This is a genomic window from Qipengyuania sp. R86523 (assembly GCF_044596365.1).
Taxonomy (GTDB): domain Bacteria; phylum Pseudomonadota; class Alphaproteobacteria; order Sphingomonadales; family Sphingomonadaceae; genus Qipengyuania; species Qipengyuania citrea.
On record NZ_CP138997.1, the window covers coordinates 2,615,001 to 2,632,622 of the forward strand.

The 17,622-nt window shown below is 56.2% G+C and carries 12 protein-coding genes, 1 tRNA gene and 2 rRNA genes (1 of these 15 cut by a window edge); 10 read left to right on the forward strand and 5 right to left on the reverse strand.

From position 1 onward, the window contains the following. From SJY12_RS12900 to SJY12_RS12925, 6 genes are all read left to right on the forward strand, one after another. A 23S ribosomal RNA gene (locus SJY12_RS12900) occupies positions 1 to 2,678 on the forward strand; it begins 114 nt to the left of the window's first position. A gap of 165 nt (positions 2,679 to 2,843) precedes the next feature. Next, a 5S ribosomal RNA gene (gene rrf, locus SJY12_RS12905) occupies positions 2,844 to 2,958 on the forward strand. A gap of 233 nt (positions 2,959 to 3,191) precedes the next feature. Beyond that, positions 3,192 to 3,268 (forward strand) — tRNA-Met (locus tag SJY12_RS12910). 530 nt (positions 3,269 to 3,798) lie between these two features. Continuing rightward, complete coding sequence (locus SJY12_RS12915; RefSeq protein ID WP_397505577.1) at positions 3,799 to 4,530, forward strand: LytTR family DNA-binding domain-containing protein; 732 nt, start codon at positions 3,799 to 3,801, stop codon at positions 4,528 to 4,530. Positions 4,531 to 4,926: 396 nt separating this feature from the next. Further along, the gene (locus SJY12_RS12920; RefSeq protein ID WP_397505578.1) at positions 4,927 to 6,906 is read left to right on the forward strand and encodes a CocE/NonD family hydrolase; all 1,980 of its coding nucleotides are present in this window, start codon (positions 4,927 to 4,929) and stop codon (positions 6,904 to 6,906) included. A gap of 154 nt (positions 6,907 to 7,060) precedes the next feature. After that, positions 7,061 to 7,693, forward strand: a complete 633-nt coding sequence (locus SJY12_RS12925; protein WP_397505579.1) for a tyrosine-type recombinase/integrase — start codon at positions 7,061 to 7,063, stop codon at positions 7,691 to 7,693. 166 nt (positions 7,694 to 7,859) lie between these two features. On the opposite strand, the gene SJY12_RS12930 is transcribed toward SJY12_RS12925, so the two are convergent. The 3 genes from SJY12_RS12930 to SJY12_RS12940 form a co-directional block, all read right to left on the reverse strand. Beyond that, positions 7,860 to 8,978, reverse strand: a complete 1,119-nt coding sequence (locus SJY12_RS12930) for a hypothetical protein (protein WP_397505580.1) — start codon at positions 8,976 to 8,978, stop codon at positions 7,860 to 7,862. A 374-nt stretch (positions 8,979 to 9,352) separates the two neighbouring features. Beyond that, the gene (locus tag SJY12_RS12935; RefSeq protein WP_397505581.1) at positions 9,353 to 10,459 is read right to left on the reverse strand and encodes a serine hydrolase domain-containing protein; all 1,107 of its coding nucleotides are present in this window, start codon (positions 10,457 to 10,459) and stop codon (positions 9,353 to 9,355) included. Positions 10,460 to 10,665: 206 nt separating this feature from the next. Next, the gene (locus SJY12_RS12940) at positions 10,666 to 11,196 is read right to left on the reverse strand and encodes a MarR family winged helix-turn-helix transcriptional regulator (RefSeq protein ID WP_397505582.1); all 531 of its coding nucleotides are present in this window, start codon (positions 11,194 to 11,196) and stop codon (positions 10,666 to 10,668) included. Between the two features lie 156 nt (positions 11,197 to 11,352). Here SJY12_RS12940 and SJY12_RS12945 point away from each other — a divergent pair, with 156 nt between their 5' ends. Both SJY12_RS12945 and SJY12_RS12950 read left to right on the forward strand, forming a co-directional pair. Then, positions 11,353 to 12,747, forward strand: coding sequence for a serine hydrolase (locus tag SJY12_RS12945; RefSeq protein WP_397505583.1), 1,395 nt, complete (start codon positions 11,353 to 11,355; stop codon positions 12,745 to 12,747). Positions 12,748 to 12,870: 123 nt separating this feature from the next. Further along, complete coding sequence (locus SJY12_RS12950; protein ID WP_397505584.1) at positions 12,871 to 13,821, forward strand: S41 family peptidase; 951 nt, start codon at positions 12,871 to 12,873, stop codon at positions 13,819 to 13,821. A gap of 267 nt (positions 13,822 to 14,088) precedes the next feature. Here the strand turns inward: SJY12_RS12950 and SJY12_RS12955 are convergent, their stop codons facing one another. Continuing rightward, positions 14,089 to 14,538, reverse strand: a complete 450-nt coding sequence (locus SJY12_RS12955) for a hypothetical protein (protein WP_397505585.1) — start codon at positions 14,536 to 14,538, stop codon at positions 14,089 to 14,091. 126 nt (positions 14,539 to 14,664) lie between these two features. After that, positions 14,665 to 15,948: an EAL domain-containing protein gene (locus SJY12_RS12960; protein WP_397505586.1), complete on the reverse strand. Its 1,284-nt coding sequence runs from the start codon at positions 15,946 to 15,948 to the stop codon at positions 14,665 to 14,667. A 672-nt stretch (positions 15,949 to 16,620) separates the two neighbouring features. Here SJY12_RS12960 and SJY12_RS12965 point away from each other — a divergent pair. Together SJY12_RS12965 and SJY12_RS12970 are read left to right on the forward strand one after the other, a co-directional pair. Continuing rightward, entirely contained in the window at positions 16,621 to 17,223 is a 603-nt protein-coding gene (locus tag SJY12_RS12965; RefSeq protein WP_397505587.1) for a hypothetical protein, read from the forward strand. A 70-nt stretch (positions 17,224 to 17,293) separates the two neighbouring features. After that, positions 17,294 to 17,497, forward strand: a complete 204-nt coding sequence (locus tag SJY12_RS12970; RefSeq protein WP_397505588.1) for a helix-turn-helix domain-containing protein — start codon at positions 17,294 to 17,296, stop codon at positions 17,495 to 17,497. The last annotated feature ends 125 nt before the right edge of the window (positions 17,498 to 17,622 follow it).

Genomic DNA, 17,622 nt, shown 5'->3' on the forward strand with positions numbered 1-17,622 from the left:
CGAATGGGGAAACCCACCCTCACCATTTCCTTTCGATTGTCTTCGGACAGTCGGAAAGAGGTGGATAGGGTATCACCAGACTGAATACATAGGTTTGGTGAAGCGAACCCGGGGAACTGAAACATCTCAGTACCCGGAGGAAAAGACATCAACAGAGATTCCCGTAGTAGTGGCGAGCGAACCGGGACCAGGCCAGTGCCTTCATTTCAACTAGCAAAACACTTTGGAAAGAGTGGCCATAGCGGGTGACAGCCCCGTATGCGAAAGTGATGATGAAGGACTCGAGTAGGGCGGGACACGTGAAATCCTGTCTGAACATGGGGGGACCACCCTCCAAGCCTAAATACTCGCACATGACCGATAGCGAACACAGTACCGTGAGGGAAAGGTGAAAAGCACCCCGATTAGGGGAGTGAAACAGTACCTGAAACCGGATGCTTACAAGCAGTTGGAGCCCCATAGGGGGTGACAGCGTACCTCTTGCATAATGGGTCAGTGACTTAATCTACCATGCAAGCTTAAGCCGTTAGGTGTAGGCGCAGCGAAAGCAAGTCTGAATAGGGCGACTGAGTATGATGGATTAGACCCGAACCCCGGCGATCTAGGCATGGCCAGGTTGAAGGTGCAGTAACATGCACTGGAGGACCGAACCGGTGAATGTTGAAAAATTCTCGGATGAGCTGTGTTTAGGGGTGAAAGGCCAATCAAGCCGGGAAATAGCTGGTTCTCCGCGAAATCTATTGAGGTAGAGCGTCGGATGTATGCCGATGGGGGTAGAGCACTGGATGGGCTAGGGCTGCGCGAGCGGTACCAAACCTAACCAAACTCCGAATACCATCGAGTCTTATCCGGCAGACAGACGGCGGGTGCTAAGGTCCGTCGTCAAAAGGGAAACAGCCCTAACCTACAGCTAAGGTCCCCAAGTCATATCTAAGTGGGAAAGCATGTGGGAATCCCAAAACAACCAGGAGGTTGGCTTAGAAGCAGCCATCCTTTAAAGAAAGCGTAACAGCTCACTGGTCTAAACAAGGGTTCCTGCGGCGAAGATGTAACGGGGCTAAAGATATGCACCGAAGCTTAGGGTTCAGAATTTATTCTGAGCGGTAGCGGAGCGTTCCGTAAGCGAGTGAAGGCGAAGGGTAACCGACGCTGGACGTATCGGAAGTGCGAATGCTGACATGAGTAGCGACAAACAGGGTGAGATGCCCTGTCGCCGAAAGACCAAGGGTTCCTGCGCAACGCTAATCGGCGCAGGGTTAGCCGGCCCCTAAGACGAGCCCGAAGGGGGTAGTCGATGGGAACCACGTAAATATTCGTGGGCCTGAAAATGTGTGACGGATCGTGGAAGTTGTTTTCTCTTATTGGATTGAGAGGGCAGCCAAGCGGTTCCAGGAAATAGCCTCTTCACTATAGACCGTACCCGAAACCGACACAGGTGGTCAGGTAGAGTATACCAAGGCGCTTGAGAGAAGTATCCTGAAGGAACTCGGCAAATTGCCTCCGTACCTTCGGAAGAAGGAGGCCCCATATCGACGCAAGTCTTTGTGGGGGGCACAGGCCAGGGGGTAGCGACTGTTTAGCAAAAACACAGCACTCTGCTAAGTCGGCTTCAAGACGACGTATAGGGTGTGACGCCTGCCCGGTGCTCGAAGGTCAAGAGGAGGAGTGCAAGCTCCGAATTGAAGCCCGAGTAAACGGCGGCCGTAACTATAACGGTCCTAAGGTAGCGAAATTCCTTGTCGGGTAAGTTCCGACCTGCACGAATGGCGTAACGACTTCCCCACTGTCTCCAGGATATGCTCAGCGAAATTGAATTCTCCGTGAAGATGCGGAGTACCCGCGGTTAGACGGAAAGACCCCGTGCACCTTTACTGCAGCTTCAGAGTGGCATTAGGAAATTACTGTGTAGAATAGGTGGGAGGCTTTGAAACATCGGCGCCAGCTGGTGTGGAGCCAACCTGTGAAATACCACCCTGTGATTTTCTGATGTCTAACCACGCACCGTTATCCGGTGTTGGGACCCTCTGTGGCGGGTAGTTTGACTGGGGCGGTCGCCTCCTAAAGAGTAACGGAGGCGCGCGATGGTATGCTCAGGACGGTTGGAAACCGTCTGCAAGAGTGCAATGGCATAAGCATGCCTGACTGCGAGACCGACAGGTCGAGCAGAGACGAAAGTCGGTCATAGTGATCCGGTGGTCCCTCGTGGAAGGGCCATCGCTCAACGGATAAAAGGTACGCCGGGGATAACAGGCTGATGATTCCCAAGAGCTCATATCGACGGAATCGTTTGGCACCTCGATGTCGGCTCATCACATCCTGGGGCTGGAGCAGGTCCCAAGGGTTTGGCTGTTCGCCAATTAAAGTGGTACGTGAGCTGGGTTCAGAACGTCGCGAGACAGTTTGGTCCCTATCTGCCGTGGGCGTCGATTGTTGAAAGGAGTTGCCCCTAGTACGAGAGGACCGGGGTGAACATACCTCTGGTGTACCTGTCATCCTGCCAAGGGTGCCGCAGGGTAGCTATGTATGGACGGGATAACCGCTGAAAGCATCTAAGCGGGAAGCCTCCCTTGAGATAAGCAATCTTCGAACCGTCATAGACCATGACGTTGATAGGCCGGGTGTGGAAGCGCAGTAATGCGTGTAGCTAACCGGTCCTAATAGTTCTTTTCGCGCTTGTAGGATCTGCACCATCAATGACAGCCCTGTCGCAAGACAGGCGGCTCAACGGTGGTAGAGGAAACTTCAGCCGGATAAGCCCTCAAAAGCTCAACAGCATCGATTTAAAATCCGATACGGTCCCCGCAGGGTAAAACCTGCGGGCGGCCCGTCCGCCCGCTTTATTGCTTGGTGGCTATAGCGTCTGTGACCCACCCGATCCCATCTCGAACTCGGACGTGAAACCGGACTGCGCCGATGGTACTAGTGCTCAAGCACTGGGAGAGTAGGTCGCCGCCAGGCATTATAGCGGACGGACGCGGAACAAACCCATTCATGATTTCAAAAAGCCGCTGCCGGTGCAAACCGCGCGGCGGCTTTTTCGTCTCTGGCCTTGGTGCCAGCGAGGAAGGCGCCATCGAAGTGCGCAGCACTTCGCAAGGCCGACCGGCCGCCCGGACCCCGGACCTGATCCGGGGGAGGGAAGCCAAGCCGACAAATGTCGGCACCGGCGCTTGAGGCGTAAAAGAAGGTACCGCGGGGTGGAGCAGTCCGGTAGCTCGTCAGGCTCATAACCTGAAGGTCGTTGGTTCAAATCCAACCCCCGCAACCATCGAAGCCCTGAAATCATTGATCAAAATAGCCTCGCTGCTTACAGGGGGGCTTTTTGTGTCTGTATCCGTAAGCACATAGTAAGCAAATTTTCTTGGATGTGCCTTTCGGGGGTGCAAAATACCGCTACAACGCATCGGTCTATTGTCCGGTTTCCGCCCTCATCTCCGTCGTTTGAAGGGCTTCAATTTTTGCGCGAAAGCCGCCGTTAATTCAGACTGGCGTCGTTGGCAGCTACGCACCTTCCTTCCGGTTGTCTGACCGCTTCCAGAAAGAGCGATCTATCTGCAACACGCCGTAGTTTCAGTGTTAGGTCGGGCAATTGAGAATTTTCTTCAGTCGCCATTGTGGTCCCAATGGCGGTGATCCAAGATCGAGTCTTGCGCAAAATGCTGCGCCGATCGGAGAAGCCTGGTGCGCCTTACCTTTGCAATATTCGGCCCCGTTGAGGGGCGAGGGCACACAGTCGATGGTGTCATCGCGCCCGCCTCAAATCGCGCTGAGCTGCGGTTTCTGGCCATTGCCTCAGCGATGGTCTTCATCGCCTATTCCTTCACGCTTTCGATCGCGAATGCAGCCCCCTTGTGGGATGCTCTGGCCCCGGCGGCAGCCAATACCGTGCCGACGACGCTGTTTGGGGCAGTCGCCTATTGGATCATCGTCACCCATATTGTCGGCCGCCCCACGGCATTTCAGGCTGGGGCGCACCTTGTCCTGGCGGCCGGCTTCGCGCTTGTGTCCTACTGGTTCCTGCTGGTGCTGCTGGGAGTTGCGCAGAGTGCCTCGGCCATTGAGTTCGAGGTGCGGCCGCTCATCAGTCGAGCTATGGCGTGGCAGACGCTACAGAATGTGACTGTCTATGGGATTGTCGCTGTTCTCGCCCATCATCGCACCGGGCAGATCGGCGAGGAGCAGGAAACGGACGATTTGCGAGAGTCTCTGGCGCGCTATTTCATCCGCATTGGCGACGATGCGATCCCGATCGACACCAACTCCATCGTCTCCATAACGGGGGCCGGCGACTATGCAGAGGTCGCGACCGCAAGTGGTCGGCATCTGGTGCATATGACTTTGGCCAAATTCGAAAGCCTGCTGCCCCCTGCGTCCTTCGTACGCATCCACCGGTCGAATATCGTCAACCTTGATCATATCGCACGCCTCGAACCTGCCGGAAGCGGCAGGCTGCTGGTTCACATGGACGATGGCGCGACCCTCAGCGCCAGCCGCGCAGGTTCGAGCGTGTTGCGCGAACGGATTCTTTGACCTGCGGATGTGTCCGTTCACCGAACGATAGTGCCATTTGCGGAAATTTTCCTGGCCCAGCTGCGCCGCAAACTAGGCTCGCGTCAACTTCGGTTCTGATGCGAGACAAACATGACGTTTTTCAAGCTTGCCACGGTCATTGTAGCCTTTGGTTGCGTACTGATGGATCCCTACGGTGCGGCGGCGCAAACCGTGCGCTATGACCTCATGGCCTCGGACAGTGGTTCGCTGGACGATGCGGACCTCGCTGGGCTGGCGTCGCGCCTGCTCAACTCACCTCCCGACGGGGTCACCCGCCCGCCCGCGGATCGCGCTGCCCTGCTGCTGGCTGCAAGAGCTAGCGACAACCCAGCACAGGCCTATCGCGCGATCGGCTGCGTTCCCGATGCCGATCCGATGAGCAGCCGCACCTGTTTCCTCACGGCGTGGGCGCAAAGCCAGTCGGGCGATGTTCCGCTGGCGGACCGTCTTGGCGCGCTTTTGGCGCCACTGGATCCGGTTGCGAAGGAGCGGCTACTTGGCTGGCTGCGCGTGCGTGAGCGCGCGGACGGTGCCATGCTCGATCGCCTGCTTGGGCAATATGCAGGCGCCGAGATCATCGGCGACGAAGATGCGATGCAGATCGTCGAGACCGCGCTCGTGCTGCGGGCCTACCAGCGTGCTGGCGCTACCATCGACGCGCTCGTCGCGCAGGAACGCACGCGGAGCTACCAGATCGACGAGGATATCGTGATCCACACCCCGCAGGGCGCGACCCTCTCGGCAACTCTCGTCCTCCCGCGCACAGCAGGCGAACCGTTGCCCACCGCGATGTGGTTCACGATCTACTCCGACCTGGCGCGCAATCGGGAAATCGCAGCGATGGCGGCCGCCCATGGCTATGCGGGACTGGTCGTCAATGCGCGCGGCAAGTTGCAAAGCACCGACGAAATTCGGCCCTACGAAGTCGAGGTCGACGATACCGTCGCGGCGATCGAATGGGCGAGCCAGCAGGGCTGGAGCGACGGGCGTGTCGGGATGTACGGCGGCAGCTATACGGGTTTTGCGGCCTGGGCCGCGACGAAACGCCTGCCAGAAGCTCTCAAGACGATCGTCCCCTATGTTGCGGCAGTTCCCGGGCAGGGCCTGCCGATGGAAAACAACGTCTTCCTGAACGCCAATTACGGCTGGGCTTTCTATGTCGCGAACAACCGGACACTCGACAGGGAAACTTACAACGATCCCGATCGCTGGTCCTCGCTCAACGAGAACTGGTATCGCAGCGGTCGTCCTTACAAGGACATCGACGCCATCGACGGCACGCCCAATCCGTGGCTCCAGCGCTGGCTTCAGCACCCATCCTACGATGAATACTGGCAGGCGATGGTCCCCTATAGTGATGATTTTGCGCATATCGATATCCCGGTGCTGTCGATCACCGGCTATTACGACGATGGCCAGATCTCGGCGGTCCGATATTTCAAGGAGCATTACCGGCACCGGCCCGATGCCGAGCATTTCTTGCTCATCGGTCCCTACGACCATTTCGGCGCGCAGCAGTCGTTCAAACCGACCCAGATTCGCGGCTATGCGATCGATCCGGTGGCGCAATTCGATACGAGCGAGATCACCTTCGCCTGGTTCGATCACGTGTTCCGGGGCAAGCCGCGGCCGGCGATCTTGAAGGACCGGGTCAACTTCGAAGTGATGGGTGCGAACGTCTGGCGCCACGCTCCTTCGCTCACCGCGATGAGCAAGACGACTCAGCGCTTTTTCCTCACCAACGCAGTCTCGAATGGCCATTACCTGCTCTCCGAGCGCCCCCCGGAAGAGGCGGGCACAATCTCGCAAAGCGTGGACTTCGCCGACCGGACGACGAGTGATGCCGGATATTACCCATACCCGATCCTCAATCAGGACCCCGACCTGGCTTCCGGTACGGTGTTTGCGAGTGAACCGCTAGCTCAGGCCGTCGAGGTCAGCGGCGGGTTCTCGGGCGAATTGCACGTCCGTACCAACAAGCGGGACTTCGACTTTCTGGTAGCGCTGTATGAACTGCGCGCCGATGGGAGCACCCTTCCATTATCCTACTACATGGGGCGGGCGAGCTACGCGCGCGATATCACGACGCGCCGATTGCTCGAGCCTGGCGCAGTCAGCGTCATCCCATTCGAACGGACGCGCCTTGTTAGCCGGGAGGTGCAATCGGGCAGTCGGCTGCTTGTGGTGGTCGATGTCATCAAGAACAGTTTCCACGAGATCAATTACGGCACCGGAGGGACCGTGAGCGAAGAGTCGATCGGCGATTCCTCGGTGCCTCTGACGATCGACTGGCTGACGGACTCCTTCATCGAGGTGCCAATAACAAGGATCAGCGAAACGTCGATTGGGCAGTAGTCAACTCTCGCAGAAGCGATAACGCCGGGGTACGGCGTTGGTTGTATTGCGCGTTTTGTAAGTTTCGATCATGAAAGCCGCCCGTCCGCTACCGGCCCAAGCCGCGACATCTTGAGCGTTACCTCTTCGGCCATTCGGGCCAAGGAGAAATGCAATGGGATACTCACGTTTTGATACAGCAACGCGGCATCGTCCGGCTTGGAACGCTGGCAAGAATGTCGGAACGAAGCGTCCACTGACACAGAAGCAGATCTGGGCGATCCGGTTTCATCTAGATCGCGAGGGACGATTGAGGGACAGAACTCTTTTCGACCTCGCCATCGATAGCAAGCTGCGCGGCTGCGATCTGGTGAAGATCAAAATCGGTGATGTGGTTGCAGGTGCCGATATTCGCAATCGGGCCACCGTCATCCAGCAGAAAACAAATCGCCCGGTGCAGTTTGAACTCACCGCCGACGTTCGAGCCACATTGCTAGCGTGGTTGGAGCGCCGAGGCGGCTCTACAAGCAACTACCTGTTTCCAAGCCGTGTCGATCCAGCTGGCCATATGAGCACGCGGCAGTATGCACGCCTAGTTGATGAGTGGGTGACGGCGATCGGCTTGCGAAAAGCCGAATACGGCACACACTCCCTCCGGCGAACGAAAGCCGCGATGATCTATCGCGCGACCGGTAATATACGAGCGATCCAGATACTGCTCGGTCATACCAAGATCGAGAATACCGTTCGCTACCTAGGAGCTGATGTCGAAGACGCTTTGCTCTTAGCGGAGCGAACCGAAATCTAGCCGAAGAAGCGGTCGCTCAGCAGGTCTGATCGACCGCTTCCAAGTTGTTTCACATATGCGCTGATCGGCAGCGATTGGGTGGTAAGCAGACATTGAATGGCCATCTCGCACTACGACTATATCGCACTAACTTTGCGCCACCTATTTCGGTAGCCGCGAGGAAAATCTAGCGCGCGAAAGGATCTTCGAGTGCTCCCCCTCCCCTCAGACATCTATTAAGCTGTGCGTAGGCTTCTGACGCGCCTGTAAGGGGATATCCGTCTATAACCTCGTTCGCATGCACGAAGTTGATGGTCTGCTCTTCACTTAGGTCCTTACCTAGTTTCGCAGCGTTGAAGTAGGCACCGAAACCTCTACTTCCGTCATCAAGAGTGAAACTTAAGAATTTCGCCACACCCCACCCTCTGTCTGCCGTCCCGTCAGTTTCAAATATCATTTCGATTTCATATTCTTCGCCTTCACCGATGCTACGGAACTTCTCATTTGCGAAGGCGAGGAGCATTCGGTCGGCTCCGACATCTCTACCGAAGAGCAAAAGCGACTTGTTAGCCGCCCCCTGCTCCTGCGCAAACGCCGCCACCAAAGTGCATGCGGTTCGCTTGCGGTGCGTTGCGACCTGCCACTGTCCTTTCTTCCAATGGAATCTGGGCAACAAGAGTGAATCTGCGCCTTCGGATTCGTCTATCTGACTAGTCCCGCTTTCAGGGGTTTTCGCGAACTCATCCGGGTCCGATAGGACGGTGAAACTGATGCCCGATTCATAGGAGTCAGTGGGATCGATCCAGCGAAAACTGGAAGGGGAGGCACTGGTAGCGAATACAATGGCTTTTTGGGGCATATTCAGCAGCGTTAGGTAGCGACCTATCAATGCATTACCCAAGCCGGTTTCTTGATGCCGGCCGTCCTGAAGTGTGTAGCTAGCGTGGAAGCCAACGCGGCTATTCTGGCCGAGCGATCTTGAGCTTCCTGCCACCCAAATTAAAGCGCAAGAGGATACGCACGTGACGCCATCGGGGACCACTGTCCCGAACTCTTTCAATCTGATTATTTCTCCAATTTTGAGGGCTGGCTCCAAAGCCCCCCCGTTACTCTCAAGAACCACGGTCGCTGATTCTGTTTTGATGGCCAAGCGTTGAAAATGCATTGCATCTCCGGCCTCGATCTTCCCGCGCAAATGGATCCAATTGACACCATCACGGCGTTCGGTTGCGATTTCCGCCCCAAGAACAGGTGACGCGTAGAAGGTGGCGACCAGGGAAAGCCAAAAGCCAAACCAATTTCTCACGATAAATTTCCATTGATAGCTTTAGTCTGTGATCGCAGCAGCCGATGGCAGCCATCAAAGCGAATATCAAATCAGGTTGTCGACTGAACCGTCATAGTTTGCCGGAAGCCCCGTTCCTCTCCTTTGTCCGTGCGAAGGTAGAATCTGCCAGAAATTGCCTCTCACTTCGAGATAGAATCAGCGGGGTCGTCCGCTATGTCATTGTCAGCGGAGTATCCGAATTCACCCGAAACCTGGCTTAAGCTGCTCGTCCCAGTTCGTGTGAGCTCTGAAGCCGGGCTAGTGCATAATTTTGGGGTGGGAAGCAGACTGTCAGGGTGCCGAAGCGCGTCTTTCGCGTTTGCGCTAAAACCGACCAGGTCAGTGAGGCTCTTCTAGTGGACGAAGCGTTCCAGAAATTCCCGCGCAAGCGAGCTCGTTTCAATTTCTGCTCGGGCCGCGCTGTTTCCCCACCAAATCGCTTCGGTGTTGGCCAACGCTATGAGTGTTAGCCCCCGTTCCGGCACCTTAAGATACATGGCGGAGTATCGCCCAGGATCCCAGCCCGAGTGCCATGCAAGCCTATGATCCTCCCAATCTTGCACGAACCAGCCCCAGCGATAATCCCCGGCCTCCAGTTCGACCGGAGCCTCGAATATGCGTGCATACCAATCGGCTGTAAGGAGCGTCCCTTGCTCCAGCGCCTGGTCGAAAGTCGCGAGATGCCGGGCGCTAGCCTTGATCCCTGCTGCTGCTCGAAAATCGTCATCCCCAACCGCAGTCCTCACCCGGCGACCGTTCTCTACCGTAAACGGGAGCGCGAGCAATCTTAGAGCCGATCCGCCTTGCGGATCGCGCCAGCCCAGCGCGATATTTTGAATGGCAGCTCGGTCCATGATGCGCTCACGCACGATCTCGCGAAGGTCTCTTCCGCCGCCCCCGGAGATCGCGCGATCGATCCGAGCGTATCCGATCGGATTGTAAACGAAGGTCGAACCATCACCGTTTGCCCGCATATTGAGCATGTCGGAAAGTGTGGTTTCTCTCTCGCAATTCATCGGGGGGATGAACGTGCCGTCGTCCTCCATGCCGCCGCGACCGAACAGGATTTCGCTGTCACTCAACCATTCACAAATGTCGGCCCAACCCTCATCCTTGCGCATCGGAAGGGCCAGATCGAGTGCATCAGCCTGGGCCTCTATGATGATTGCCGCCGCGGTGATCGGCTTCGTGACGGACGCAATGGAATAGGTCGTATCCAACGTCGTAGGAGTGTCACCCTCGTCATCCGACCATCCGTAGGCTTTCTCGAAGATTGGAACTCCATCCTGCAAGACGATAACCGAGAGAGATGGGATCGACTTCTCTTTCCTAAAGGTCGCGAGGAAGTCGTCGAATTTTGAAATCGCAGCCGTATCGGCTTTCTGCACGACTACGGGCTGCTGGGCGCTTGCCGAAGATAAGACCAAAGCGAACGTCGAAAGGACAAACAACGTTCTCATTCCACCTCCTCCGTTTTATCACGCCGTCATGACCATGTAGCGTCTTTTCTCATAGCCTGTCCGGAGCGACTGCTATTGTAAAGTGCGTCAATCGAAAGAGCCATCCGCTGGCGGGTCGAGTGAACGGTCACCTTGCAGACATCGGGTCCTAAGCAATGATATTCCAACGATTGCCTCATGCGCGGAGCGGCAAGGTCCGCGGACTATTATGCAACGGGGCTAACCGCGCCGAGCCCTCCGTCAAAAATATGATCCACCCGCTCAGCCAGTGACTTGGACTCTAGCGCTTGTTCAAGCCGTTCTATCGCAGTGATCGCGTTTCCCGCCTCTGCATTCAAAGCTGCAGAAGCCAAGTCCAATGCAGCAAACAACGGCTCAAGCTCCACGGCAAGTGCTTTCCCCTTACTGGTCAAACCCAGAACAGATCGTCTTCCGTCACTCATGTCACGGATCGATTTAACAATTCCGGCAGCCTCGAGCGACTTACGCGTCACGCTAACGCTGACATGTGAGATGCCAAGGCGATCGGAGATGTCGGTAACGCTGAGCGCCTCTCCGCCTCGCAAGCAGTTAAATAGAGGAAACCAGCGCTGTTCGAATTCTATACCCATCTTCTCGTAGATTGATTTTGCATCACGATCGATCCTGTCGCTGAGGCGTCTGAGCCGTCCTCCCAATGCGAAAGCGCCATAAACCGCGAGGCGGTCTTCAGAGATCTCATCCGCTCCCGCGGCCATTCCGCTTGACATATCCGTAACCCACTACATAGTTATGTGTAATCAGTTACTCAATGACTGTCCGCCAGGAAATTGCAAGAGTGAGACCTTAGTATGCATCTTTTGAGAACCTCACGGCGCGGAGCGCTCTCTCTGTTTGGCGGACTGACTTCAGCCATGACAATTGCAAGCTGCGCAAGGCATGGGACCCAGAGCAAGGGGCTCGTTCGCCATTCAGAGGCGCTGGTGCGAACAAAAGACTTTAGCGGAACTGTATTGCTTGCTCGCGGCGAGCATGTCGAATTTGCCGCAAGCTATGGATTGGCGGACAGAGGCAGTGGTCAGCGCAACACTATCGACACGAAGTTCAACCTCGCATCCATACCGAAGATGTTTACAGCTACCTGCATTCTGCAGCTGGTCGAGGCTGGAACGATTTCGCTTGATGATACGCTCGGCATGCACCTGCCGGACTATCCCAATCGAGAAGCAGCTGGGCGTGTAACGATTGCTCATATGCTGATGCACCAGTCTGGGATCGGCAATTACTGGCAGGGACTGGATGAGCTGAACAGCCCACATCCCGAAAGCCACCGTGACTATTTGCCTTTGTTCGCAGACATTCCACTCGAGCACGAACCGGGTAGTGCATTTTCCTATTCGAACGGCGGCTATGTCGTCCTCGGACTGATCATCGAAGCGGTGACCGGAAAGAACTATTTTGAGCATGTCCAGCAAGCGGTCTTCGACAAGGCGGGAATGACGAACACCGGCAACTGGCGACAGGATGCCCACGTCTCCAGCCGTGCAATTCCGTATATGCGATCCGAAGAGCGGCCGGGCGAATGGATTGATTGCAGTAGCCGGTTGGAGCCGCGAGGCAGTGCAGCTGGCGGGGCCTACTCAACCGTCGGCGATTTGCATCGTTTTGCCATGGCGCTAATGCGCAATCGCTTGCTCGGCGCCGAGATGACCAAGGCGTTCCTGCAAGGCCGCGGGGAAACGCCGGTTGGAAGCTATGGCTATGGGATCATCGAGCAAGACCTTAATGGAACACGTCTGCTTGGACATTCGGGTGGCCACTATGGTGTTGCATGTGAGTTGATGATGTTTCCCGAGCTCGACACGACATTTGTCGTGCTCACGAACGGGGATGTAGATGCATATTGGGATACCGAAGCCTTCATGCATGAATTGATCGCCGGTCCCACGGACAAGACACGTAACTACCGTTTTACTCAGGACCTGATCGACCTGACCGCCCTGAATGGCCTCGAAGCTGGTGTCACAATGGGCCAGGCAAACACCGACGGCCGCAAAGCGCGAGAAGGTGTGATTGATCTTGCCGCATTCAAACATATCCATCGCGGCCAGAATGCTATCGGTATCAGCCTGTTGCAGCTCAATCGCGCGCTTCATCCGGACTCAGACTATGCGATCTACCGGCTCGCTGATGGTCTGCGAGTAACGGGTCGGACTGCATCAGCACTCAACATGTATCAAACCTATTTGAAACGCGTGCCGGGCGACGCAGAAGCCGCAAACCGCATTATTGAACTATTGGGAAGCTGAGTAAAATCTTGCTTAGCCCGCGTTGTCGCAAAGCTTAGCGTGATTGCGCTGAGCTCTTTTCCCGCTTCGCTTTCCAGATAAATGTAGGCCTTCACGTCATCTTATTGAAAGGCGTAACCACTTATGAACTTGCTTGCCTCGCTGTTGCTGGCCTCCAGTGGCCTCTTAACTTCTCAAAGTCCGCCGACTCCTCCGTGTATTGATGCGCAAACCACCATGAAGGCTGCGGCCGCTACCCTGCGCGCTCGTTATGTCATGCCCGAAATTGGCTCCGAAGCGGCCAGTCGGATCGATGCCCGGGTCGCAAGGGGCGAATATAAAAGCATTTGCGGGAGTCCCAATGAAGTCGCGCGTGCCCTTACACGGGCAGTTCGCTTTATCCTTCCCGACGAACATCTGCGCATCGCCGCTGGCCCACCACAACCCACTACCCTCCCTGCCGAGGCGCCTTCCGATGCGCTTGCAGACAATCTCGGCATTCACGAGGTGTCCCGCATGCCGGGCGGCATCGGCTATCTGCGGATTTCTGGATGGGCACCGATCGAGTGGGTGGAACCGCGGCTAGCCAGTGCGATGGCACTGCTGCGCGACGCCAAAGGGATTATTATTGACGTTCGCGGCAATGGCGGAGGTGATGGCAATACCATGAACCTAATGTTGCGCTCCTTTCTACCCATAGGGGCACCAGAAACGCAGATCGGATACGACCGTGAAGGCAAGCGATTCGACTATATCACACCGAATGAACCTGCGTGGGAGCGTTTTCCAGCAGATCTGCCTTTGGTCGTTCTGATCGACGCGGGCAGCGCCTCGGCATCCGAGGCGCTCGCCTTTTCACTTCAGGAAGAGTCTCGGGCGACTATCGTCGGACGCCGTTCGATAGGAGCGGCGCATGCAGTGTTCGACGCCGTTGAACTCCCGGGCACTTACTCTCTCTACATTCCTGAATACCGCGCTGAAGGCCGCATCTCCGGCAAGACCTGGGAAGGCATCGGTGTGGCCCCCGACATTTGGGCCGGACCCGGGGAAGAAAAGCTGATTGCTTGGGAGTATCTTCGCGAGAAGGCACGATGAACTAGGCTCCGATCAAATCGGCTTGGGTCGGCATAGGACAGTCAATCGTTTCCATCCGTAACCCATTTCCTAAATGCCACCCTGCGAAAAATGGCAGCATTTGAGCAGCCGCCTATCTCTCGTATTACATCGGCAATGGCGTCGGTAGCAGAATGGCGGGTTTCGGCAGTGACCAGGCCGAAGCTGCCTGGCCGTTCTGAAGGTCGCCCGGCGGCAACGTGAACGGCGAGATTAGGGGTGGTAAGCGGACGCGCTGTCAAAACGATCCTAAAAGGGTGGTGGAACGCGGTATTGTAGGAATACTGAATCTATCTCGCTGTCTGAGCGAAGCGTAACTCGAATATCCCAATAGCGCGCACCCGGTCCATCGGGCGCATAGGAAAGACGAAAAGACTGTCTAGTTGCAGGTTGGTCTGAGATGCATTCGATTCTCCAGACCGAACCGAAATCCACGCCAAGAAAAATTTCACGGGGTGGGATATTTGCCTGCTCGTAAGATGCGATACTTCCTGCCATCAGAACAAAGTTCTCGAATTCGCCAGCGGTCAGCCGTTCCTGCGCACTTCGTAATTGCGCGAGGAGTAAGTCAGCCTCTTCGTCCGCAACCCCCAAAACGTCACGCTGCTCGGGCATCTGAATTGCGACTGCATCCTGAGCATAAGCGATGCTCGGATACAAAAAGGCTAAGGCTATCGAAAATAATGGCGCAAACTTCATTATACCAGTCTAAAAGCATCTCGAAAGTCCGCAAGAGCGTCGGCAGCAGAAAGGCGGGTTTTAGCACCAGAAGACGTTCGGACGAGTACGCGATTTGCCGATGCTGATCGAATGCGGATCAAGGAATTACGCGTTATCGCAACACGATACTAACCTTGTTCCGGATCGGCCGCTTGGTTGGAGCCCATCGAGGTATTTCGATGCACCTTCGGGCAACATCGGTGCCGCAAAATGATAGCCCTGCCCGTAATCGAGGCCGATCTCTTTCAGCATCAATAATTCTTCGCCGCTTTCGATGCCTTCGGCGACTACCTTGCTGCCGATCGCGGCTGCGAAGTGGACGATCGCCTTTGCCATCGCTTGGCGCGCAACATCACGGTGGATGTTCCGGGTCAGACTGATGTCGAGCTTGAGCAGGTCGGGTGACAGGTCGACAAGGTAACGCAGACCGGCATATCCGGCCCCCACATCGTCAACCGCTACCCGTGCATAGCGCGAGATTTCCCGAAGCGCGTCCCGTAGTTGGCCGAAATTCTCGACACGTTCATGCTCTGTCAGCTCGACGACGATCTTGCGCCCCGCGTGGAGTTCGAGCAGCGCCGCCACCTTTCCCGATATAATGGCCTCGGGCGACGCGTTAACCGACAGATAGACGTCTCGACCTGCACGATCTGGCGTTTTCAAAGCCTGTTCTATGGCCATGAGTTCAAGCTCGACCCCGCGTCCCACTGATTTAGCCTCACCAAACCAGATGTCGGGCCCCCGCTGGCCAGCATCGGCGAAGCGCGAAAGGCATTCCAGCCCCATAATGCGCATCGTTGCAAGCTCGTGGATCGGCTGCTCTACGATAGAGATCGAGCGATTTGCGAGCACACCGTTAATTTGCTGCTCGATCCGCGCTGATTGCTCCTCTACGCCGAGTGATTCCTCGATATGTTCGGCCGCCAAGTTTGCGAACGCGCGCAAGACTTTCATGTCGCGCTGCGAAACGCTGCGGTCTACGGTCCGACTGACGCAGCAGAAGCTCCCGAACACATCTCCGTTTGCAAGCCGCAGCGGGACGTTGAAATGACAGCCGATCGGCAGAATTTTGGTTATCGGCAGTGTCTGGGCCAAGGGATAGTCCGCCGCGTCATGGATCAGTTCGGGCAGCCTGCCTTCAAGGATGTGATGGCAGAAACTTTCCTCGATCGGTTCGCTGAAGCCGGCTCCCACCGGGAGATCGATGTCGCTATCGACATACATCAATTCACGCCGGCCGCCCTCGATGTAGCGCCCCACAAATGCGATCTCAGCCCCGAGATGACTGCGAACCGTTTGAAGGATGCGCTCGACAGAATTGCTTTTGACCGCTTCGAAGCGAGGCCGATAATCGGAGGCCGACATAGCCAGTGCCAGTTCGCTAGACATTCGCTGGACTTAGCTGCGAGAGATTAAGAAACGGAGAACCACATCCGAGGAGCACCCTGAATTTCCGAGGTGTGCCCGAGGCGGACATTGCAATCGGCTCAACCTGCCGCCATCGTGTCGCGGGATTACCAGTTAGATGAAGGCTGATGGCGACACAGACGTTCACCGCGCGGGTAGATGCCGCCGGCTCGCAGGTCTTCATTACGTTCTACAAAGAGATGCCGGGTGGCTGGAAACTCGATTTCAAAGATGCTTAGGGATACCGTGTCGACAATGGCGACCGATGGGTCGCGACATTAGACGACCTAGTTCTTCAGCTGGCCAATTTCACGACCGACGATCTGAATTGGCGCACGAAGAATAACAGACCGGTGTCTTTCTACGCTGCCGTCCGAGAATGCATTCTCGCATCGAGAGTCTCTTGAGGCAATGTCCGCAATCGGGTCGTGAGCCGAATGGCAGCTTTCCGCCGTTTGCCAACGGGAACCGGACAGTCCGGATACGGCCCACAAACTGACACGAGGCGGCTGGTGCAAGCGGCAACCGGTCCCAATTCTCGCGTGGGACCGGGGGACCTCCATTATTCATGTTCGCCGTTATCGTCCTGCAGCGCTCTACTGATTTTGGATCGCCAAGGTAGCCGCACGTATTTCAGCGCGCTAGTTCTCTCCTATGGCAAAGACCACCACTGTAGGAGAGGGCTCCGGGATAACTTCGCGAACGCGTCGGCTTAAAGTCCTTGACGGATCCAACACGAACGATGTTGATGAGGCGGTCGAATTTTTCCGTGGGCAAGATCAACTCAATGAGCCTTGGGGCAGGCACACACGGCTAATCGAGACCATGAAGGCTAGGTACGAAGAGCTGAGATCTTCGGGCCTGATTGATCCTCAAGCGCACAAAAATCTCACCCAACCACGTACATCCGAGTTCTCTTACCTTTTTCAGTGCGTGCGCTACGCGCTTTTGGTTGAGAAGTACATTCGTTCGCGACCTTGGGAGGCAGTGTCGCTGGCGATGGATCTGATGGAGCTACTAACAGAATTCTCATTCAAAGAAGCGCACGAGCGCGACGCGCTCGGTGGCCGGGGAATGAATGAGGGTCGGATCAAAGGTGGGAAGAGCAGGCGAAGACAACCTCGCCAAGAGCGCATCGATTTCGTGAACGCTATGGTTGAGGAAGGCTCGGGCAAGCGCAAGGCAATGCGTGACGCGGCCAAGCATTTTGGCGTCAGTTACAGCGCGATCAGCAAGGACTGCTACTCGAAAAAATAGTGTTCCACATCAGATCGATTAGAACACGTGCACCTGCATAAACGGGCTGCTCCAAAACCAGGAGCGGCCGATGTCGACTACCCCAAAACCGACTTTCCTAACTACGAAGGAGCTTGCGCACAGGTGGCGCATCAGCCCCCGAACGCTTGAGGGCTGGCGAGATAAAGGGGTTGGGCCCGCCTATACGAGGATTGGTAACCGGGTGCGCTACCACACCGAAGTGGTGGAGAGCGCCGAGCGGTGCTGGTCCACGGTCGATCCCCTCAGCGGCTGAATGAATTCGTTCTCGCGGACTTCCGCGAGGGGCGCATTCGTTTGGCTAAACACGTTTGGGTATGCGCCTTAACTATCCCGCTACCAAATGGGGTGAGATCAAAGCGGTAACCCGAGTCCGAAAGG

Bases quoted from the DNA above. Each gene is read 5' to 3' on its own strand.
- SJY12_RS12915 (WP_397505577.1), top strand. From the start codon at position 3,799: ATGGTCTTCATCGCCTATTCCTTCACGCTTTCGATCGCGAATGCAGCC.
- SJY12_RS12920 (WP_397505578.1), top strand. From the start codon at position 4,927: ATGAGCAGCCGCACCTGTTTCCTCACGGCGTGGGCGCAAAGCCAGTCG.
- SJY12_RS12925 (WP_397505579.1), top strand. From the start codon at position 7,061: ATGGGATACTCACGTTTTGATACAGCAACGCGGCATCGTCCGGCTTGG.
- SJY12_RS12935 (WP_397505581.1), bottom strand. From the start codon at position 10,459: ATGAGAACGTTGTTTGTCCTTTCGACGTTCGCTTTGGTCTTATCTTCG.
- SJY12_RS12940 (WP_397505582.1), bottom strand. From the start codon at position 11,196: ATGGCCGCGGGAGCGGATGAGATCTCTGAAGACCGCCTCGCGGTTTAT.
- SJY12_RS12945 (WP_397505583.1), top strand. From the start codon at position 11,353: ATGACAATTGCAAGCTGCGCAAGGCATGGGACCCAGAGCAAGGGGCTC.
- SJY12_RS12950 (WP_397505584.1), top strand. From the start codon at position 12,871: ATGAACTTGCTTGCCTCGCTGTTGCTGGCCTCCAGTGGCCTCTTAACT.
- SJY12_RS12955 (WP_397505585.1), bottom strand. From the start codon at position 14,538: ATGAAGTTTGCGCCATTATTTTCGATAGCCTTAGCCTTTTTGTATCCG.
- SJY12_RS12960 (WP_397505586.1), bottom strand. From the start codon at position 15,948: ATGTCTAGCGAACTGGCACTGGCTATGTCGGCCTCCGATTATCGGCCT.
- SJY12_RS12965 (WP_397505587.1), top strand. From the start codon at position 16,621: ATGGCAAAGACCACCACTGTAGGAGAGGGCTCCGGGATAACTTCGCGA.
- SJY12_RS12970 (WP_397505588.1), top strand. From the start codon at position 17,294: ATGTCGACTACCCCAAAACCGACTTTCCTAACTACGAAGGAGCTTGCG.